Source organism: Lysinibacillus sp. FSL K6-4013, from assembly GCF_038630435.1.
Lineage (GTDB): Bacteria > Bacillota > Bacilli > Bacillales_A > Planococcaceae > Lysinibacillus > Lysinibacillus boronitolerans.
In genome coordinates, this window is the sequence record NZ_CP152031.1 from 4,251,325 (window position 1) to 4,272,326 (window position 21,002).

A 21,002-nucleotide genomic window follows, 5' to 3' on the forward strand; every position below is an offset into this window, starting at 1 on the left:
ATCAATTATAGAGAAGAATCATCTATTGAGTTTAAGAATGTCTCAATTTCTCCTATAACCGATTCAACACAGCCATCCTCAAATGGTGAGATTAAACCTGCCTCTTTTACAAGCTTTGTAAAGGACATCGAGCCACCTAAACTACAAAGATGAATATAGTCTTTCCAAGCCGCTTCAAATTCTTCACGTGAACGCTTCCAGAATTGGAAGGCACAAATTTGCGCTAACGTATAATCAATGTAATAGAACGGACTTGCATAGATGTGGGCCTGACGTTGCCAAATGCCCCCAGCCTCTAGGTAGCTGTTATGATCATAGTCGCGATGTGGTAAATATGTTTCCTCAATTTTTTTCCATGCAGCTTTACGTTCAGCAGGTGTCATTGTAGGATTTTCATAAATAACATGCTGAAACTCATCTACTGCCACACCATATGGTAAGAATAAAAGACCACTACTTAAATGTGTAAATTTATATTTCTCTGTATCACCTTCAAAGAACAGCTCCATCCAAGGCCATGTGAAGAATTCCATACTCATCGAGTGAATTTCACAAGATTCGTAGGTTGGCCATAAATACTCAGGAATGCCTATGTTACGGCTTGAATAAACTTGGAAAGCATGTCCAGCTTCATGTGTTAATACATCGATGTCACCTGAAGTACCATTAAAGTTTGAGAAAATGAAAGGAGAATGATAGTTTTCAATAAACGTACAATAACCGCCACTTTCTTTCCCTTTCTTCGCTACAAGATCCATTAAGTCATGATCAATCATGAAATTGAAGAATTCTCCTGTTTCAGGTGAAAGCTCCTCATACATTTTTTTACCGTTTGCTACAATCCACTCAGGATTCCCTTTTGGCGTAGCATTACCTGATAAGAAGTTAAGTGCTTCATCATAAAATTTAAAATCTTCAATGCCAATTCGCTTTGCCTGACGCTCATATAGCTTCGTTGCAACAGGCACAATTAAATCACGAACCTGATCACGGAATTTTTTAACCATATCAGCATTGTAATCAATACGATTCATACGAATATAGCCTAGTTCAACATAGTTGTTATAGCCCAGTTTAATCGCAATTTCATGGCGTACCTTGACAAGTTCGTCATATAAACGATCGAATTCATCTTCATGCTTTGCAAAGAAGCCAAAACGAGCATCCGTTGCGGCCTTACGTGTTTCTCGATCCGTTGACTCTGCAAACGGACCAAGTTGAGCAAGCGTTAATGTTTCCCCGTTAAAGTCGATTTGTGCAGAAGCAACAAGCTTATTGTACTCAGAAACAAGTCTGTTTTCTTTTTGCATCAAATCAATAACTTCTGGTGAGAAGCCTTTAATTTGATAAGTTGCTAGATCAAATAATTGTTGACCCCATTTTTCTTCTAATTGCTCGCGAAATGGTGAATCAATTAAAGCTTTATAATATTCCGTCGTTACTTCTTCTAGCTCAGGACCTACTTCATCGAAATAATCACGTTCTGCTTGATAAAATTCATCGTTCGTATCGATTGAAGCACGAATATACACTAAATTAGCCATTGTCGCAAAGTCATTACTAATTGCATTGTGCTTTTCTATGATATTACTTTGCTCGTCCATCGATTGTGCTTGTTTAAATTGCTCAATAAGTGCTAATTGCTGCTCTTTCATCGATGCCACATTTGGTCGGCTGTATTGATAATCTTTAAACGTTGTCATTAAAGTCCCCTCTTTCTGTCCTATACCCCGTAATATTTCTATTATATGCCAAATGGAATCTATTAAGAAACAATTATCTCTTTTCTGTTGTGATGATTTTTTGTGAGAAAGAAATGTAAAGGCGTTATTGTTTTAATAGCCCACAATATATGTTTTTAATAAGGCAGCTCTTTCTCTTATTCTTAATTTTGCTTCTACTGATTTTGGTGTTTTTGCTGATAGGACATCTACTTCAAAATCTAACGTTTCAGCAAGATATTTTGCACGTTTCAAATGAAAGTCATTTGAAACGATGGTAATTTTCTTTGTCTCTTCTGGTAATAATTCTTTAGAGAATACTAAATTTTCATAAGTAGACGTAGATTGATCTTCTATGATAATTCTCGTGGCATCGATGCCATGCTGTTCCAAATAGTCTTGCATTACAGATGCCTCTGTACGGTCTTCATCTGGCCCTTGTCCACCTGACACAATGACCTTAACATGTGGGTATTTTGTTAAGTATGGAACAGCCACCTCTAATCTACTTTTTAATGAAAGCGATGGTACACCACCTGGCCTTACTTTTGCTCCCAATATAATCATATAATCAGCTGAACCATTGGCATTTGGTTCTATACCCTGATCAAGTTCTCTTCCCAGCCAAATATAAAGAACGATTCCAATACCGATTAAAATAACACTAACTGTCACCAACCATCTTTTCACAAATCATTCCTCCTTTACCTTTTATTAACGATGGCAAAAAGAAAAGGATGCTTGTTAACCAAGCATCCTGAAAGATATTATCTCAATATAAATCGTTTAATAGACTCCTGTAAAGCAGATATTTCATCGGTTAAATCATTGGATGATTCGCTAACGAGTTGTATTGCGCGTTGTTGCTCATCTACAGATGCTGTTACCTCTTCAGACGCAGCAGCATTCTTTTCACTAATCATCGCAATACTTTCAATCGATTGCATAATATTATTCTTAGAGCTATTTAAATATTCTACACTATCCGTCGTATCGCCTATAATGGCTATGATTTTTTCAACAGCTAATTTAATTTCTTTAAAGGATGATTCTGTAACCATGACAGAATCATTTTGTTGACTTACAATGATATGGGTTTTCTGCATTTCATCATTGACTAAGTTTGTTTCACTTTCAATGCCTTTTAGCGTCGTGCGTACTAGCTCAGTTGCTACAGAGGTTTGATCAGCAAGTTTACGTACCTCTTCCGCGACAACTGCGAATCCTTTACCATGTTCACCCGCTCTTGCTGCTTCAATAGAGGCGTTAAGTGCAAGTAAATTTGTTTGATCTGAAATCTCCGTAATCGTCCCCACGATGCCTTCAATTTCACGTACCTTGACAATTAAGCTACCAAATACAGACTGAATATTCTGAACGAGATTTGAAGACTCCTGCGACTTATCCTTTAAGCTTTCTAGATTAACTAGGCCTTCTTCATTTGATTTTTTCATATGCTGTGAGGCATCTAACATTAATTCATTTTTATCATGCAATCCTTCAATTTGCTGCGCAAACTCGATAGCCGTTCTGTTTGTATCCTCTGCATCAGATGCTTGCTTGACTGCGCCCTTGGATACTTCATTGATTGCTTTGACGATTTCATCACCATAGGCATTTGTCTCCTCAGCTACTGCAGTTAAGTTCGCTGAAGTTGATTGTATTTCTACAATCGCTTCCTCCACATCTGAAATAAGTGTTTTAAGTTGATGTACCATTTCATTAAAGCCATCATTTAACTGTCCTATTTCATCCGAGCGCTGTAAATGCTCAATTTCAACCGTTAAATTCCCTTTTGCTACTTCACGCACACGTTTAGATAATTTTTGAACTGGTAATGCAAGATGTCTTGATACAAGAATGACAACGATTGTCCCAATAATGATGGCACCTACTAATGTCAAACCAATTACTAGCAATAAAGAATTTGCCTCTGCATTAAAATCCTGCATATATGTACCTGATGCAATAATCCATCCCCAATGTGGATCTTTCTCAGAATAAATAATTTTATCCGCTAAGACATTCTGACCTGGTAGTTCAAATTCATATTGTGTAAAGCCACCACCATCAAGTGCCTTTTCAGTTACTTCTCGAATAAAGTAATTGCCACTGCTATCTTGGTCATTCCAAAGATTATCTCCTTCTCGTGTTGGATGTGTTGTTAATGTTCCCTTATCATCCAGCACATAAATATAGCCATATTCCCCTAAATCACCAGGATAATTAATCGGCCGTTTTCCTTCGCTATCTTTCGGACCAAGAAATGCTTCTCGTACTCGTTCCTGTGCAACCTCTAATGGAATGTTACCTTTCTCAACACTTTCGTTTGCGAGCTCGATTAATTGCAAAGCAGATTCAACACTATTGTAAAGTACCTGCTCTCCTATATCCTCCATCCCATTCTTAGCCTTACCATAACTAACTATACCTATTATTAAACTTGGGATAATTAGTAGTGCCAATGATATAATAATCAATTTCCCCTGTATTGAACGTAAAAACTTCATACTTTAGCCCCCTATTTTCTTCGTTCAACAATATATTACTTTATATTATGTTATGGTTTGGAAGTTTTCACAATGGGTAAAGCACAAATTATTTTCTAATTTCCCTTAATATGGTTCGTTTTAATACTTTCATGCTAACCTCTTGATATATTTTAATGGCCAAAAATTTATAAAAACTATTTCTCCACAAGACGTACACTTATAGAGAAATAGTTTTGTGCTTATCATAATTTAAATGTATTAATCGTTTCTATAACCTCTTTCGTTGTTTGATCTAATATGGTTACAACTTCATTTAATTCAGAAACCATCGTTACTTGTAAATCCGAGGCAGTTGCTACTTCCTTTGTTCCTCGCACACTATGCTTCGCAATAGCATTCATCTGCTCGGTAGTAGCTAATACTTCCTCAGAGCCTGCTGACATTTCTTCAATTACAGCAGAGTCATCTTGAATTTTATTATTCACCTCAAGGACAGAATGCAATATTTTCTCTAGACTTACGCCTATGTGTTGCACTGATTTATTGCCTGCCTGTACATCTATTGTACTGCTAGCCATCTCCTGTAATGCTCGATCAGTAATTTTCTTAAAGCTTTCTAAATGCATGTGTATTTCGTCAGCAGATGCTTTAGACATCTCTGCAAGTTTACGAACTTCATCTGCCACGACTGCAAAACCTTTACCAGCCTCTCCTGCTCTTGCTGCTTCAATTGCAGCATTTAAAGCCAGTAAGTTGGTTTGATCCGCTATACTTGTAATGATTTTCACCATCTCTTCAATTGATTGGAACTTATCACCCATTTCCTCGACATGATTAGCCGTACGTAAAACAGAAGATTCTACGTTTTGAATTTGGGATACAACTTCTTGAGAATGATTAACACTTGTTTCCACAAGTCCTGTCATGGCTGATGATGACTCTGCAATCTCTGAAGTTGTATCAGCCAGTCGTTGAATACCAATTGACATCTCATTCATAGTTAATACAACTTCTTGATTATTTTGCTGTTGTTGCTCACTACCAGCAGCAATTTCGATAATTCGATCTGCAATTTGAGCGTTTGATTCTTCCACATGTTGAGAAGTCTCATCAATTTTTTGAACAACATTTTGTAAAGCAAATGTGCGTTGTTGAATCGTATGGAAAGTTTCTTTTAATTTTTGTAGTGATTCTCTGAAGGATTGTGCAAATATTGTAATTTCATTTGCTCCTTTTAACTGAATTTTCTCCACTTCTATCGTTGCCTTAGCAATATCTCCTAGAGCAAAACTTTGTGCTGCAACACCGAGATGCGCTAAAGGTTTTAATGCTCCATTAATATAACGATATAAGATAAACATCACAATACCTGTTAAAGCTAATATGACAACAATTAATGCAGGTAAAATAGCCGTTAATACTGCATTCGTAACATTACTTACCTCTGTTGCTTCTATATCGACCCCTACAAAGGCAACGATATTACCTGCCTCATCCTTTAATGGAACAGTACCTGACAAATAATCTCCAAAATCACTATGTAAAATATCAGAGTAGTAACTTCCAGTATTCTTTACCTTCTCAATATCCTTGTAGTATGTGGAAGTGGACTCATCCCCTATAGCTCCAGCATTTTCTTGATCATCTGCTGGCATACCGTCCACTAAAAAACGTACCTTTTTATCTTCCTGTGGTACTGCGAAGGTATAGGCATAAAGAACACCATTTATTTCACGTAACTCGTTGAGCTCTTCCCGCAGTCGCCAATATAGCTCAGATTCTTTTGGTTCCCTTGATAGCTGCTCATATTCATCTGCATTTAAATGTTTTGCAATATTCTCAGCAACTGCAACTGCCTGTGTTCCCATGGTTTTATTAACAGATGATTTTGCTGTGTAAATTGTTGTTATAACGAAAAAAGATAACAAAGCCACTAACATTACTAATGACATTAACACTATTTTATTGCTTAATTTGCCTGTCGCTCGCATACTTTCCTCCTTTAATATACTGATATACTAATATCTTAATAGTTCCTATTGTACTATTTTTTCAACTATTTCGACAATAAATCTATGATATTAAGCATATCCAAATAATTAATGCAATTAAAGTGGCGAACAGTGTCGGAATGGTAAGAATAACACCGATTTTAAAATATTGTCCCCAGCTAATTTTAATGCCTTTCTGGGCTAATATATGAAGCCATAGCAATGTTGCCAATGAACCAATCGGTGTCATTTTTGGACCTAAATTCGTACCAATTATATTTGCATAAATCAGTCCCTCTTTCATCATGCCCGATGCGCTTGTTTCTGAAATCGCCAAAGCATCTATCATAACAGTAGGTAAATTGTTCATGACAGCAGACAAAATGGCAGCGACAAATCCCATTGTCATCGTTGCTACTACGAAGCCCTGTTGTATAGCTAGTTCAAATAAATTTGCTAACATTCCTGTCATCCCTACATTTTTTAACCCATAGACAACCACATACATGCCAATTGAGAAGAACACAATATTCCATGGCGCTCCTTTTACAACTCTTTTTGTATCTACCACAGAGCTACTCTGTGCTAGCCATAAGAATATTGCAGCGACCCCACATAAAATAAAAGATACAGGGATGTGTAAAACCTCACCAGCTAAGAAGCCCGCTAATAGAATCCCAATTACATACCAAGCGATCGAAAATAATTTGGGATCTCGGATTGCCTGACTTGGTTGCTCAACTGCCTCAAGAGAATAATGTTGTGGTATGGAACGGCGAAAAACAATGTAAAGTACTACTATACTTGCCACTAACGAAAAGAAATTCGGTACAAGCATATGAACTGCATAATCTATAAAGCCTATATCGAAAAAGTCAGCGGATACGATATTCGTTAAATTGCTAATAACGAACGGTAACGAGGTTGTATCTGCTATAAATCCACTTGCAATAATAAATGGAAAGATCATTTTTTCACTCAAGTTCAGTTTTCTCACCATCGCTAAAACGATTGGCGTTAGAATTAAAGCACCCCCATCGTTCGCAAACAAAGCCGATACAACAGCTCCAAGGCAACTAATATAAACAAATAAGCGAATTCCACTTCCCTTTGCAAGTCGTGCCATATGTAGAGCCGCCCATTCGAAAAAGCCAATTTCATCTAAGATGAGTGAAATTAAAATAATACCAATAAATGATAGTGTTGCATTCCAAACAATCCCCGTTACCTCTAACACATCATGCCAGGTTACTACACCTATTAATAGTGCAATAGCTGCTCCTATACAGGCTGACCAGCCAATTGATAGTTTTCGTGGTTGCACTATGACAAAAAATAATGTAACTAAAAATAAAATAATGCCTAAAGCAGTCTGCATCATTTTCCTCCCTAATTAAAAACCAGTAGCGTACATGCTACTGGTTTACTCATTTTGCTAATTGGTTTATTCGCCTAAATCTGCATTGTGGAAGACATTTTGTACATCTTCTAAATCTTCTAATGCATCAATTAGTTTTTCAAACTTCGCTACATCGTCGCCAGTTAAAGTCACTTCTGTTTGAGGAAGCATAGAAAGCTCTGCTACTGTAAATTCTTCTACGCCTGCAGCCTTCAATGCTTCTTGTGTCGCAAAGAATTGATCTGGCTCTGCATAAATAATTACGGCTTCTTCCTCTTCTAGAATATCGCGAGCATCAATATCAGCTTCCATTAAAATCTCTAGTACTTCATCAGCCGTTTTGCCTTCTAAGCCAATAACTGCTGTTGAATCGAACATATAAGCTACAGATCCACTGACACCCATATTCCCGTTATTTTTACCAAATGCTGCACGTACATCAGATGCTGTACGATTTACATTGTTTGTTAAAGCATCCACGATAATCATTGTGCCGGCTGGTCCAAAACCTTCATATCGTAATTCATCAAAGTTTTCATCACCGCCACCTTTTGCTTTGTCGATGGCTTTTTCTATAATATGTTTTGGAACACTGTATGTTTTTGCGCGTTCAAGTACTACTTTAAGTGCACGGTTTGACTCTGGATCTGGTTCGCCCGATTTAGCTGCCACATAAATTTCTCGTCCAAATTTTGCATTAATACGGCTTGTGCTTTGATCTTTAGACGCTTTCTTTTCTTTAATATTGTTCCACTTACGACCCATTGTTTCCACTCTCTTTCAAAAGATAAATTTATAAAAATAATAGATACGCAGTTGCATATCTGTAAATGGTAATTAAATACTTATCGTATCTTTACTCTGCAAATAATAACACAATGATGCTTACAAAGCTAGATATACCAATGTTTAAGGTAGCATTTTTCTGAAGAAATCACTGTTAAAATTTACGTTTTTAGCGCACTCTTACAACAGCTCTTGTTTAATTTTTTCTAGTAATGCCTGACAACCTTCCTGCACCAAATCATAAGTTTCCTGAAAATCACCTGTATAATAAGGATCTGGGACATCCTTACGATGCGGTGTTAAATCTAAAAAGCGAAAAATCTTTGGCGAGTTTGGATTGCCTAGTATTGTGCGGATATTACGAATATTGCTTTCATCCATTCCGATAATATAAGCAAACTTTTCAAAATCTGACTTTTGTAATTGTCGACCTTGCATACCTATTGTGGAAATACCATATTCCCTAAGCTTATCCTGTGTACCCCGATGTGGAGGTTCACCGATATGCCACGAACTAGTAGCAGCAGAATCCACTTCAATTTTATCTTCTAAATGCTCTTTCTTCACCAAGTCGCGCATAATCGCCTCTGCCATGGGGGAGCGACAGATATTACCTAAACACACGAAAAGTACTCGAATCATTTTATTTTCCTCCTACAACAAAGCACTCAAAATCAATTTGATTCTGAGTGCCATTTTCTTTTATTTTACGGGAATACGTTTCTGTAATTCTTCTGTTAGAGCGACTAGCTCATGCTCAAGGTGTTGAGTAAACTGCTCACGGCCTTCTTTTCCCTTACCTGTTACATAAAATGGCTCACCATAAATTAAATAGCCTTTGCCACGCTTCATGACATCTCCAGCATTACGCGCACCAACATAAGCAGCTGGAACAATTTGCGCCTTTGCCAACTGTGCAATGGTAATAGCACCTTGTTTTAAATCTGTTCCGTCTGCACTGCGTGTACCAGAGGGGAAAATCCCTACAATTTTCCCTTCCTTCAATAACTGTGAAGGGATTTTAATCACGCTTGGTCCAGGATTATCACGGTCTACCGGGAAAGCGTTTAAATGCTTAACAAGCCAGCCAAGCCCTTTCATTTCAAATAATTGCTTCTTCGCCATAAAGTGAATTTCACGGGGGTACATGGCTACACCAAGGTTTAAAATATCAACATAGCCTGTATGTGTACAAGCTATAATAAATCCACCCTCTTTTGGCAAGTTTTCTTCTCCATACACACGAGCCTTTGAACCCATTAATTTTAATATTACTTTGACAACATTTGCTGCTAGTTTATACACTGTTACATTCCTACCTTATTCAATAGTTATTCCCATTGTAATCGAAAAGACCAGTATACTGCAATTGCAGGTGACCAACTTAAACCTTCCCTACTAATAGATCCACATCAATCGTAATTTCATTTAATACAATGGCTGTTTCCTCTTTTTTATGCCAGCCCATTGGTGTCATTTCTAATAGCGCAGGTACTAGTTCATCTGCAAGCGGTAAAGTATAAGTTATGCGTTCTACGTTTACCTCACGAAAACTATCTTGAAAACGAGCCACAATTTGTTCATTTGAGTAAGTTTCCTTGCTGGAATCTGCATATAATTGAGCACGCAGTTCTTGCAAATATCCACTTTGTGGAACAACCTTTACAAGACAGCCATTCGGTTTAAGAAGTCGTTTAAACTCCTCATAATTTGCTGGCGATAATATATTTAAAATTGCATCGAAACTTGTCTGAGCAAATGGACTTTTAGCTAAATCCCCTACACACCAAATTTGTTGAGGATAATGACGTGCTGCAGCCAAAATGCCCTCCTTTGCTATGTCAATTCCAACACCAATACCATGATTTCTATCATTCATAATGCGAGCTAAATGTGAGCCTTCTCCACAACCAGTATCAAGCACCGTTTTTGCTGAGCTTATAAGCTCACCGATTCGGGCTTCTACAGCATCATAAATCCCACTATCAATAACAGCCTTGCGGGATTCAAAAAGGCTCTTACTATATTTAGAAGCAGCGCTATGTGTCAACATGTTGACATAGCCTTGTTTCGCAATATCAAAGGAATGGTTAGAAGCACAAACCAATCTCCCTTGCTCATAGACATGCATTGATTGCTGACAGATCGGACAAGCAAAAAGGGTGATATGTTGATCCATTAATGCTGCCCCGATAGCACGTTTCGATAATGCGCCCATTTCTATGCCTCCTTCTTGTCGTTCGGTGATACAAGAGCATAACGCTCCCATTTACGACTTTTCCATCTAAAGTATACAATAATCGCCCGCACCCATTCATCTGCTGAAATGGCTAGCCATACTCCGACCAAGCCCCAATCCAACACAAATACAAATAAATAGCCAAGCGGCAGACTCATGCAAACCATCGATAGGAAACCAATTTTCACTGGGAATCTAGCATCCCCAGAAGCGCGTAAAGAGTTAATGACAACGATATTCATCGTGCGACCAGTCTCTAGTAATATACTTAGAGCTAACACGGACGCTCCAATTTTAATGACCTCTGGATTATCAGTAAAAACCTGCATGAGGGGCTTACGGAAAATCGTAACGACTGCGACCATAATTATCGTAAAAACAAATGCTGCTCGAACACTTTTCCATAGCTGATGATACGCCTCATCTTGCTCGCCTGCACCCACATGACGACCAATAATAATGGCTGTTCCTGTACCAATGGCTATCGCAAATAAATACGTAAACATCGAAATATTCATAGCATACTGTCGTGCTGCTAGCGTTTCTGCTCCTAAGTAAGTCGCATAATATAAAAAGATGATTTGACAAAATTGATAAAGCACCTGCTCAAACGCAGATGGTAAACCAATGTTTAGTATTTTTCTTACATATTCCTTTGAATACTCAAAATAATATTGTAACTTTACGCGTACTTCCATTACCTGATATAGCAACCAGAAAAATACTAGTACGGCTAGTCCGCGACTAATGACTGAGGAAATAGCCGCTCCTTTCACACCAAGCTCTGGTAAACCTAAATTCCCAAAAATAAGACCGTAGTTTAGCACAACATGTAAGACGTTCATGCCAAGTGAAACGTACATAGTTTGTTTTGTCCAACCATGTACACGAATAATTGCAGCAAGTGCATTAATAATAGCCTGCAGGAAAATAAAACTCCCAATGATGACTAAGTAACTTTGTGCATAGTGGAGTACTTCTCCCTGCAGGTTCATCATTGTCATTAAATGTCTCGCAAAGAAGAAAAATAAAATACTCATTAAAAGCCCAACGACCAAATTCATCGTGACCGCTAACGCCGAGATTTTCGCCGCCTCAAAAAAGCGTCTGGAACCTAAATACTGGGAAACAACAATAGATGCACCATTGCCCACTACTTCCAGTATTAAGATGGCAATATGGATATATTGATTGGCTGCACCTACTCCTGATACAGCATTATCTGATAAAGCACTGAGCATAAAAGTATCGGCTAGTCCCATCAACATAAATAGAAAAACTTCTAAGAAGATCGGCCATGTTAAATGGAATAGACTTAACTTATTTGTCTCTTTAATTGTGTCTGCCAATACTTTCACTTCTCCTATATTTTCTTAAAAATCTATTGTATCTTATCACAAATATTTTGACTGTAAAGAGATTTATAGGAAGACAGCGCTTCCACATAAAAAAACCCCTCTCACATAGGAGTGAAGGGGCACATTTTTAAATTAAGCAATAGGATTGCAATTGCTCTCGTTTTTCAATTGTTAGGCCAAATTCCTGCTCTAAAAACCCAGCCTTTGAACCATAGCGACCATCCATAGCATCCAGTGCTGCTTGTAAATAGTCTTCACGGGCGGACATTAAAGCATAAAATTGCTGTAGTTCTTGCTCATTATACTGATGCTGAATAGCCTGAGCCATTCTTTCTACCATTGGACGTAAATACATATTGGTATCTAAATAGTCCTCCATGATAGTCTCCTCAGGTACATCTAAAGCTAGTAAAATAAGGGCTCCCCCAATACCAGTTCGGTCCTTACCAACTGCGCAATGGTGAACAAGACCTAGATTATCAGGATTTTGAATCGTTTGCATTAACTCTTTAAATGAAGGATTGTTAAAAGGCATTTGTGCATAAAAATCCCGGAACATATCAGGGCTTACCTCTTTATAGAAATCTCTACCACCAGCATTGGTCGGCATTTCAAAAGCATGCTTACCCTTCGCTGGGATTTGAATATATTGAGCATTCGAGAACACTGGGTTAGGATTATGATATGCCTCATTGTTATCGCGATAATCAAAAATAGTTTTAATCCCTAGCGTTTCAAATAGTTCTTTATCCGCCAGTGTCATTTTCCCAAGGGCCGCTGAGCGGTAAAATAAACCGTTCTTTACCCTACGGCCATCCCTTGTCTTATATCCACCCATGTCTCGGAAATTATAGACTGCCTCAAATGGAATCACCTTTGTCTCTAATTGTTCCAATCACTACACCTCCTAAAATTATCGAGCATACTTACTTTTATTCTAAAGAACAAACTACATTAATTCCAATTTTCACGCTAGGTAATAATTAAAACACAAAAAATACTAGCTGAAAGGCTAACAGCTAGCATGGAATAATATTTTATTTAAATAACTCTGGATATACAGCTTTCGCTACTAATTCTACAGCTTCACCAATACGTGGACCAGGTCGATTAGAGATATCTGTATCAAGAGACAACACCGCTTTGTTTTGAATAGCTGTCACTGTATTCCAACCATCTCGTCCAAGAATTTCCCCTATAGGATCTTCTGTATAGTTTACTGTCGTTAAAATAACATCTGGATTTTTCGCAATAACATCTTCCTCATTCACTTTTGCCCAGCTATTCAGGTCAGAAAAAACATTATTAACATTAGCTGCATCCAATATTTCTTGTTGGAAAGTACTAGAGCCTGCTGTATAAATGTCTGGCTTAGGGCTAACCTCTAAATAAACATTTTTTGGCGTTTTTACGTCCTTCACCTTCGTTTGGACTTCAGCAATTTTCGCTTTAATCTCTTCGTTTAATTTATTTCCTTTATCAGGAACATCCATCACAGCAGCAATTTGTTCGATATCTCCATAAACATCGTCGAAAGTAGTCGCAGATTGAATAACAAACACTTTAATTCCTGCGTCCTCAAGCGGCTTTAGTGCATCCTTATCACCGATTGTATAAGCAATGACAACATCTGGCTTTAACGCTATAATTCTTTCACTATTAAAGTTCGTAGTATCAGAGACACGTTCAATTTTTTGTGCTTCCTCTGGGTAAGTATCGTACTCAGTTGCTCCTACAATTTTATTGCCAACACCTAAAGCAAACAAAATTTCAGTATTACTTGGTTGTAAAGATACAACTGTTTTTGGTACTTCATTAAACTCTATTTCCACTCCACGGTCATCTGTCACTTTATAGCTTGTTTTCTCTGCTTGTTGTGTATCTTGCGAAGCATCTTTATTTTTTGTATCTTCAGCAGTGCCACAGCCTGCTAATACCAGTGCAAGTAAGAGCACTGATAGCCATTGGAAATTAAATACTTTTTTCATTGTTATTCTCCTTTTTCTTTTTCATTGGGTAGGATTTACTAATAAACGGTATTTCCGCTATTCCAGCTTGCTGATTCATAAACACAGCCATAACAAAACATACATTAGCTAATAAGCCAAGGTAATCGAAAAGAATAGCAGGAACCTCTCGTTCTTCTGATACTTTGTGTAAGATACGATATGATTTTTTCGCTTCACTGCGGCAAAGATGTAGAGCAGCAGCGGCCTCTGTTCCTTGTGGTAAAACAAAACTTTGAATCTCTTCCTTCACATGGCGAACGTAAAAATCATACCGCTCACTTAACCAAGATAAATCCTCTTCAGTTACTGCTAATTTCCCACGAACTGAGCCATTTACATGATAAGCCATAGGTAAAATAAGCAATAAATCCTCAGCAACAACTTGAACATCCTCTTTTTTTACTGCAGCTAATGCAACTCCTAAATGTGTTGTAAGGCTATCTGTTCGAATTTCAAAATCTACCGTTGAAGCTTTCTCACGCATAAATGGATAACAAGAATAACGGGCATCTTTTTTCACTTGCTTCCCCCCTACTTTCTATAATGAAAAATTCTTACTTGAAAGGCATAAAAAAATCGCTCCTTTTGCAAAGGAACGACAAAAATAACATAATAAGTACCATCAAACTGGACATAGCCTATGTATTTGCCGTATATCCTCCTAGCTTCCGAGAAGTTTTTATACGTTCAAATAAAGGTCGGTCTCCTGGCTTGTACAGTTCATCACATGAAACAAATGAGTTATAAAGGACCTTCCCATCTTCTTTGAGACAGTGGTAAATCTTTATATTGGCTGTACTTACAGTTGCGGAAACAGCTCCGGTTTTTCACCGAATTCCCGATTATGCTAACTAGCACCTTTATTCTGCAAGAATATTTCATTTGTAAAGCAGTTTATCATATATGCTTCAGAAAAAATAGCTATACTTAGAATGGATAACTTTAAAATTACAGCAATATTGCTACTTTAAGAGAAAAATTAAAACTGTTTAATAAGTTTACTACAATAGTGTTTCAATTGCTTGTTCAATATCAAGCTGTGAATCTGTTGGTTCAAAGCGAGCAACGGTTTTACCATTAGCATCTACTAGAAATTTTGTAAAGTTCCAGCGAATATTACGACCATCTAAAAAGCTTGGAGCAAGTTGAACTATTGCTTCTGCCAGCATTTTCTCCTGCATACTTGCCTTCCCAAACTCTCGGTAATCCACTTCATGCTTTAAATAATTAAAGAGTGGATGTGTTGCCTCTCCATTTACCTGTACAAGCTCAAAAATCGGGAATGTGACTCCATAGTTTACCTTGCATAGATGCTTAGTTTCCTCTCCATTTTCAGGATTTTGATGACCAAATTGATCACAAGGGAATCCAAGAACTACAAAATTCTCTTTTCCATATTTATCATACATTTTCTGTAAGTCTTCAAATTGATATGTAAATCGGCATTGGTTTGCCGTGTTAACAATTAACATTGTTTTTCCACGATATGTTTCCATCGATAAAATTTCACCATTAGGCTTTCGTACTAGATAATTATAAATGCTCATGCCATAACCTCTTTTTTTCATTCATTATAGTTGACTATTCTACAGTTCATCAAAGAATTTGCACAAAAAAACACCATCTCGCTACTTTGAACGGATGGCTGACTTATACTTCTTTTTATATTTAGCATCTTGTTCCTCATTAATTAAACGATGGGCAATGTCTAATAATTTCGAGTCATTCGTTTGATCATATAGCTTTTTAAATGACATAATAATATCCTGGCGAATAAGAGATGGCTGTTTTTCATCTATACATGTTTGAAATCTTTTAGCTAGATACGACACAACCAAATCTCTTTGTACCTGACCCGCTTGTCCAATTTTCCAAATTGCTTGTAATGCATGCCTCGCTGTAGCATATTGATCATCGTAAGTCACAGCCCAAATCTTTAAAAAATCCTCCAAGACCCTTTCTTCTGGATCACTTTTTGCAGCTAAAGCACATAAAATTTGTGCAGCACGTGCACGAGAATAACCATTATTGTATGTAAGTGCTTTTATTAGCTGTTCCCAAACTGCATATGTCCAATCTACAGGTTCCTGCATAATTTTCATTAATTCCTCGTAAGATTCATATTGAATATCGCGATCATGCTCTGTTAGATTACTAAAAAGTTGCAAAATCTCTTTTTCCATAATTTATCCCTACCTTTATTGTTTCAGAACGTAATAAAACTTGATTTATGGTACACTTAACTTAATTTTTTTCGCAAAGAAGGTGAGTTTATGAATAAATTTCATGCTAGGAAATTGATTTTTCGGTTGATTGTGATTTTATCACTACTTATAGCTGCCTATTTTGTTATCCCCGTATCCATGCCTTTAATACTTGCTGGGATTAGTGCATTTTTCTTAGAACCGATTGTCATGTTCTTTAAACGGAAATGGAAAATGTCACGGAAAATAGCAGTTGCTTTTATTTACATAGTGAGTGTTATTGTTATATCTATTATTTGTTATCTTTCTATTACACAAATAATGACACAAATAATTTTACTATCTAAGCAAGCTCCCTATTATATTTCTAAGCTATCAGATATGTGGCTTCATATGCAAGAAAATATTTCTAAATACACAGAAGACTTTCCACCTGAAGTAAGTGCTTCGCTTCAAAAAACCACAATGGATTTCATAAAGAAAGTTGAAGAATCCTTTTTAAGCTTCTTTAATTATAGCAAAGTTTCTGCCTTCTTTTCAGAGATACCCAGCCTATTTATCAGTCTTCTCGTTTATATGATTGCGCTATTTCTATTTATGCTTGATTTGCCTAAGTTAAAGCAAATCACTTATAAATATTTAAAGCCCAATACAGCAAAGAAAATAAAAATTATTTTAAATCGCCTAAAAGATGCTACATTTGGCTATATGAAGGCTCACTTATTTGTAAGCTTTATTATTGGAGGCGTCACACTCATTGGACTGCTGTTAATCCAACCGAAATACGCAGTAACAATGACGATTATTATCTGGTTAATAGATATTGTACCATTCCTAGGCTCTATCATTATTCTAGCGCCCTGGGGACTCTACCACCTGTTAATGGGAAACACCTCTATAGCTGTAAAATTATTCATCTTAGCTGCTATTTTACTTATTATTCGTCGAGTAGTCGAGCCTAAATTAATGGGAGACCATATCGGTTTATCTACTTTGCCAACATTAATTTCCATGTTCATAGGTCTACAGTTATTTGGTATTATCGGTTTACTTGTCGGCCCATTCGTTATTATTTTCTTTATTGCCTTGAAAGAGACAGGTGTCATCAAAGTAAATTTTAAAATTTGATATTAATCTAGCTTACTAGAAAAATCTCTCTTCCAGGATAGAAGTAGCAGTCTTGTTTCTTTTGAAAGAAAAGCAAAATAAAAAGGTCATCTTTGTATATTTTTCTCTACAAAGATGACCTTTTTCTTATGTCAACCGTCTATATAATAGTGAGGCCTATTGAATACGTCCGAAGCCTACTAAGTATTGATTCCACCAATCAAGTGATTCAATTACGACACCATTGTTTTGAGCATCGATCATTGTGTTGTTACCTAAATAAATACCTACGTGTGCTACCCCTGAACCATAGCTGAAGAATACTAAATCCCCAACACGTGCTTCACCTGCTGAAATGCGTTGTGTTGCTAGATATTGCTGTGATGCTGTACGAGGTAAAGAAACACCCGCTTGCTTATATGACCATTGTACAAGACCTGAACAGTCAAAACCTGTTGATGGGTTGCTACCACCCCAAACATAAGGACGTCCTAGGAATTGTTTAGCCGTTGAAATGGCATCTCCTGAAGAAACAGTACCAGCTCCTGACCCAACAATAATTTTTTGTGGTTCGCCTCCACCATTATTTTGAGTTGCTTGTATAACTGGTGTAGCTGCTTGAAGTGCACGTAAACGAGCTGCCTCTTCTTCAGCTGCTTTACGCTCTGCCTCTAAACGTTCTTCTTCTTGTTTCGTTGCAATTTCAGCTTTTAGTGCAAGTGATTTCGCTTCGTTCTCAGCTTTCTTCACTTCCATTTCGCTTTCTTTTTGCTGAAGCTCTTGGAATTGTTTTTGAAGTTCCTTTTGCTTTTCATCTAATGTAGCTTTTTGTTGCTCTAAGCTTGCTTTATCTGCTTCCTGTTGATCCACTAATTCTTGGTCTGCATCCATTAATGTTTTTACCGCTACGACACGATCCATTAAATCTGCAAAGCTTTTTGCCTCAAGAACTACGTTTAAATAAACACCTACAGTGTTGTCTTGCGCTTGATATGCAGCCATACGTTCACTTAAAATTTTTGAACGTTGCTCGATGCGTTTTTGTGTTTCAGCAATACTAGCATCCACTTCTTTAATATCAGCTTGTACTTGTTTAAATACCTTTACTTTTTCGTCGATCTCTTGTTGTAGTTTCGTTAGTTCTTCTTGTAATTTTTTAATTTGTGCATCTATTTCAGCCTTTTTCTCAATCATTTGTTGAGAAGTTTCTTCGGCATGTACTTCTGTTGGTTGAATTGTATTAAATAATAAGCCGCCAGCTAGTGCTAATGCTAGCACCATCGACTTACGCCATTTGTTACGCTTAGCCACGTTACCTTCATTTCCCTTCGTCTATCAATTTCGCTCTCGATATTCTATGTAATCACTTGAACGATTTCTATTTTAATTAAATGTTCTTATATTTATTTTAGCCTTTTAAAGTTTAGCATTTTCTACATAACTTTTATACTATTTCATGTCTATTTAATACATTAGTAAAACTCGAAATATTTCTGTAACATTCACACTTAAACTACATTATTCTACAAAACGCGATTTTCTTCTACACAGTGAAACTATTAGCTAAATCGACATTAGACCCAAGAGATGTTTTGTAATGGTTTTGTAATATTTCATGGTATCAAAGAAAAAAGGTAGGGAAAAAATTCCCTACCTATTGCTTCATCGACCTTAGTGCTTGTATAGATAATCTCACTAACAAAATAGCACATAAAAATAAACCTAAATATGCCGCTGTGTTCAAATAAACCGCATAAGAATCATGGATAAATTGTGAAATTGCTAAAAGAGCGACAGATATAATACCAAAAGTTATACCCACCAGCAGCAATACAAATTGAGAAAACAAATGTGTAATAAAACGTGCATTATGTTCATCCGAAAAGACATCATGATGTAAAATGATTTTTCCACTTTCAACTCGCTGAATGAGCTGATCGACTCTTCTAGGCATTTTACGTAAAGTCGGTATAAGCATAGATAATTCTTCTTGCAGCCTCTCCTTTGTGGCCATTGGTTCTTTAAATGGCTTAAGGAAAGAGGCACGCATATATGTAGCAGAAAAATCCTTTGCCTCTGTAAAAATATCAAAACGTGGATCTATTACCCGTAGTGTGCCATCTAACGTCACTAAGGAACGGAGAGCCAATCCCACCGCTGGATAAAATGCAAGTCCAAAATCTCTTACCACTGTAAAGAGCGCGTGAATTAGTTCTTCAGTAGGTATACGGTCAACATAGGAAATTTTCAGTAATATTTGATCGATTGCCTGTTCCATTCTCGCACGTTCTGCATGATCAGCATTTTCCACTAATAGTGTTAAACCATCGTATAAAACGCTTGAATCATTTAGTTGAATACCCATCAAAAATAACTTCAAGCCTTCTTGCTGTGTTGCACCTAAACGTCCTACTGCGCCAAAGTCAAGCAACACTGGTGTGCCATCTGTTTCATCTATGTGGATATTTCCTGGATGGGGGTCTGCATGAAAAATACCAGAGAATAGCATCTGCTCAAAAAATGAATACAGTACGGTTCTTGCAAACTGCCTACGATCAATAGACAAACGATTAAATTCAGATGCCCCATCTGCCACACTTTGTCCACGAATATACTCCATCACAATAACATTTTCATTACTGTAAGGCGTAAATATTTTAGGAATTCGAACCTTGTAATCACTTTTCGCCAGTGCATTCTTCACCTGTAGCGTATTACGTACTTCAATATCTAAATGAATCTCCTCACGTAGTCCATCTGCAAATCCCCCAGCCAACTCTCGAAAGCCTAATGATTCTGCCCACGTCGATTTTGTAGATAGCCAATTAGCAAATTCCTCTAAAATTTCAAGGTCATCGCGCATAATTCCCTTTACTTCTGGACGCAATAGCTTGACTACCACTTCTTCATAATCTTTAAGCCTTGCTTTATGCACCTGGCCAATAGAGGCTGCTGCAATGGGTTCCATTTGAAATTGGCTAAATATTTCGCCCATAGATTGCGGAAGAGACCTCTCTAAAATTTGTTTCACTTGCTCCTCTGATAAAGGTTTTACTCGGTGTTGGAGTCTTTCTAATTCATCAATAAAAATAGGTGAAAAAAGCTCTTTTCGTGTGGAGAGTACCTGGCCAAATTTGATGAAAATCCCACCGCATTGTTCTAGTGTTGCCCGCAAAGCAATCGCAAGCTCTTTTTCATTTTCCCGTTGCCTCGCATATTTAATCGTTTGTACAACACCGTTTGTAACAGCAATTTTTAATACCTGACGCAGGCGTTTCTGCTGTCGCCAATAGCTACGCAATCGTAATAATAAAGATTTTTGGCCGTTACGGCGATCTCCATTTGTAATGCCACTTGGGTCAAAAAGCTCAAATACCAAATAAAGCAACATCGAAATTAGCAGCATACTACCGATCCAAATTAGTGTGCTTACCTCAGTTACTGTTTGCATCATCGTTTCTGATAAAAAATCTGTATGGCGCAGATAAGAATACCAGTAAACAAAAGAGGTTAATGTCACACTAATAACGACTGACAGCACTCTTCTCACGAAATTAATATTTGAGCCAATTAATCGTCCACTCACAATATAAATCAAACCCGAAACTACCAGTATTTGGATTAAAAATTTCAATATGATCAACAGTGTCACCCCCCTGTGCCATTTCCATTTCCTACTACCGCTAGTATAGCAAA

18 protein-coding genes and 1 riboswitch are annotated in these 21,002 nt (G+C 37.1%); of the genes, 1 reads left to right on the plus strand and 17 read right to left on the minus strand.

Translation table 11 applies throughout. From position 1 onward, the window contains the following. Positions 1–5: 5 nt before the first annotated feature. From MHB39_RS21045 to MHB39_RS21115, 15 genes are all read right to left on the minus strand, one after another. Positions 6–1,703, minus strand: a complete 1,698-nt coding sequence (locus MHB39_RS21045; protein ID WP_036079466.1) for a M3 family oligoendopeptidase — start codon at positions 1,701–1,703, stop codon at positions 6–8. Positions 1,704–1,835: 132 nt separating this feature from the next. Next, positions 1,836–2,411 (minus strand): ElyC/SanA/YdcF family protein, encoded by a 576-nt coding sequence (locus MHB39_RS21050; protein WP_258859881.1) that lies wholly within the window; start codon positions 2,409–2,411, stop codon positions 1,836–1,838. A 77-nt stretch (positions 2,412–2,488) separates the two neighbouring features. Next, on the minus strand, positions 2,489–4,231 hold the full coding sequence (locus MHB39_RS21055) for a methyl-accepting chemotaxis protein (RefSeq protein ID WP_036079470.1): 1,743 nt from the start codon (positions 4,229–4,231) through the stop codon (positions 2,489–2,491). Between the two features lie 224 nt (positions 4,232–4,455). Further along, positions 4,456–6,204 (minus strand): methyl-accepting chemotaxis protein, encoded by a 1,749-nt coding sequence (locus tag MHB39_RS21060; RefSeq protein WP_342545239.1) that lies wholly within the window; start codon positions 6,202–6,204, stop codon positions 4,456–4,458. Between the two features lie 82 nt (positions 6,205–6,286). Further along, on the minus strand, positions 6,287–7,582 hold the full coding sequence (locus tag MHB39_RS21065; RefSeq protein WP_342545240.1) for an arsenic transporter: 1,296 nt from the start codon (positions 7,580–7,582) through the stop codon (positions 6,287–6,289). Between the two features lie 66 nt (positions 7,583–7,648). Next, entirely contained in the window at positions 7,649–8,368 is a 720-nt protein-coding gene (locus tag MHB39_RS21070) for a YebC/PmpR family DNA-binding transcriptional regulator (RefSeq protein WP_016992915.1), read from the minus strand. A gap of 201 nt (positions 8,369–8,569) precedes the next feature. Next, positions 8,570–9,031: a low molecular weight protein-tyrosine-phosphatase gene (locus MHB39_RS21075; RefSeq protein WP_016992914.1), complete on the minus strand. Its 462-nt coding sequence runs from the start codon at positions 9,029–9,031 to the stop codon at positions 8,570–8,572. 60 nt (positions 9,032–9,091) lie between these two features. Beyond that, complete coding sequence (locus tag MHB39_RS21080) at positions 9,092–9,694, minus strand: lysophospholipid acyltransferase family protein (RefSeq protein ID WP_016992913.1); 603 nt, start codon at positions 9,692–9,694, stop codon at positions 9,092–9,094. 79 nt (positions 9,695–9,773) lie between these two features. Further along, positions 9,774–10,607, minus strand: coding sequence for a putative RNA methyltransferase (locus MHB39_RS21085; RefSeq protein ID WP_016992912.1), 834 nt, complete (start codon positions 10,605–10,607; stop codon positions 9,774–9,776). A gap of 2 nt (positions 10,608–10,609) precedes the next feature. Then, positions 10,610–11,977, minus strand: coding sequence for an MATE family efflux transporter (locus MHB39_RS21090; protein ID WP_036079476.1), 1,368 nt, complete (start codon positions 11,975–11,977; stop codon positions 10,610–10,612). Positions 11,978–12,113: 136 nt separating this feature from the next. Further along, positions 12,114–12,881 carry a tyrosine-protein phosphatase gene (locus tag MHB39_RS21095; RefSeq protein ID WP_342545244.1) on the minus strand — a complete coding sequence of 256 codons (768 nt, stop codon included), beginning with the start codon at positions 12,879–12,881 and terminating at the stop codon, positions 12,114–12,116. A 142-nt stretch (positions 12,882–13,023) separates the two neighbouring features. Then, positions 13,024–13,974 (minus strand): cobalamin-binding protein, encoded by a 951-nt coding sequence (locus tag MHB39_RS21100; protein ID WP_342545246.1) that lies wholly within the window; start codon positions 13,972–13,974, stop codon positions 13,024–13,026. Next, positions 13,958–14,515 carry a hypothetical protein gene (locus tag MHB39_RS21105; RefSeq protein ID WP_342545247.1) on the minus strand — a complete coding sequence of 186 codons (558 nt, stop codon included), beginning with the start codon at positions 14,513–14,515 and terminating at the stop codon, positions 13,958–13,960. The genes MHB39_RS21100 and MHB39_RS21105 overlap by 17 nt, the downstream gene beginning before the upstream one ends. 158 nt (positions 14,516–14,673) lie before the next feature. Further along, positions 14,674–14,872, minus strand: a riboswitch (cobalamin riboswitch). 124 nt (positions 14,873–14,996) lie between these two features. Then, on the minus strand, positions 14,997–15,542 hold the full coding sequence (locus MHB39_RS21110; protein ID WP_342545248.1) for a glutathione peroxidase: 546 nt from the start codon (positions 15,540–15,542) through the stop codon (positions 14,997–14,999). An 81-nt stretch (positions 15,543–15,623) separates the two neighbouring features. Further along, a complete protein-coding gene (locus tag MHB39_RS21115; RefSeq protein WP_036079480.1) occupies positions 15,624–16,178 on the minus strand; it encodes a hypothetical protein in 555 nt (184 codons plus the stop codon). Between the two features lie 90 nt (positions 16,179–16,268). On the opposite strand from MHB39_RS21115, the gene ytvI reads away from it, so the two are divergent. After that, positions 16,269–17,327 (plus strand): sporulation integral membrane protein YtvI, encoded by a 1,059-nt coding sequence (ytvI, locus tag MHB39_RS21120; RefSeq protein WP_342545251.1) that lies wholly within the window; start codon positions 16,269–16,271, stop codon positions 17,325–17,327. Between the two features lie 156 nt (positions 17,328–17,483). On the opposite strand, the gene MHB39_RS21125 is transcribed toward ytvI, so the two are convergent. Both MHB39_RS21125 and MHB39_RS21130 read right to left on the minus strand, forming a co-directional pair. Continuing rightward, on the minus strand, positions 17,484–18,617 hold the full coding sequence (locus tag MHB39_RS21125; RefSeq protein WP_036079482.1) for a C40 family peptidase: 1,134 nt from the start codon (positions 18,615–18,617) through the stop codon (positions 17,484–17,486). Between the two features lie 343 nt (positions 18,618–18,960). Next, on the minus strand, positions 18,961–20,949 hold the full coding sequence (locus MHB39_RS21130) for an AarF/UbiB family protein (protein ID WP_016992905.1): 1,989 nt from the start codon (positions 20,947–20,949) through the stop codon (positions 18,961–18,963). Between the last annotated feature and the right edge of the window lie 53 nt (positions 20,950–21,002).

Excerpts from the sequence above, each read along its gene's own strand:
- MHB39_RS21055 (WP_036079470.1), bottom strand. The coding sequence starts at position 4,231 with ATGAAGTTTTTACGTTCAATACAGGGGAAATTGATTATTATATCATTG.
- MHB39_RS21045 (WP_036079466.1), bottom strand. The coding sequence starts at position 1,703 with ATGACAACGTTTAAAGATTATCAATACAGCCGACCAAATGTGGCATCG.
- MHB39_RS21075 (WP_016992914.1), bottom strand. The coding sequence starts at position 9,031 with ATGATTCGAGTACTTTTCGTGTGTTTAGGTAATATCTGTCGCTCCCCC.
- MHB39_RS21100 (WP_342545246.1), bottom strand. The coding sequence starts at position 13,974 with ATGAAAAAAGTATTTAATTTCCAATGGCTATCAGTGCTCTTACTTGCA.
- MHB39_RS21110 (WP_342545248.1), bottom strand. The coding sequence starts at position 15,542 with ATGAGCATTTATAATTATCTAGTACGAAAGCCTAATGGTGAAATTTTA.
- MHB39_RS21065 (WP_342545240.1), bottom strand. The coding sequence starts at position 7,582 with ATGCAGACTGCTTTAGGCATTATTTTATTTTTAGTTACATTATTTTTT.
- MHB39_RS21070 (WP_016992915.1), bottom strand. The coding sequence starts at position 8,368 with ATGGGTCGTAAGTGGAACAATATTAAAGAAAAGAAAGCGTCTAAAGAT.
- MHB39_RS21085 (WP_016992912.1), bottom strand. The coding sequence starts at position 10,607 with ATGGGCGCATTATCGAAACGTGCTATCGGGGCAGCATTAATGGATCAA.
- ytvI (WP_342545251.1), top strand. The coding sequence starts at position 16,269 with ATGAATAAATTTCATGCTAGGAAATTGATTTTTCGGTTGATTGTGATT.
- MHB39_RS21060 (WP_342545239.1), bottom strand. The coding sequence starts at position 6,204 with ATGCGAGCGACAGGCAAATTAAGCAATAAAATAGTGTTAATGTCATTA.
- MHB39_RS21115 (WP_036079480.1), bottom strand. The coding sequence starts at position 16,178 with ATGGAAAAAGAGATTTTGCAACTTTTTAGTAATCTAACAGAGCATGAT.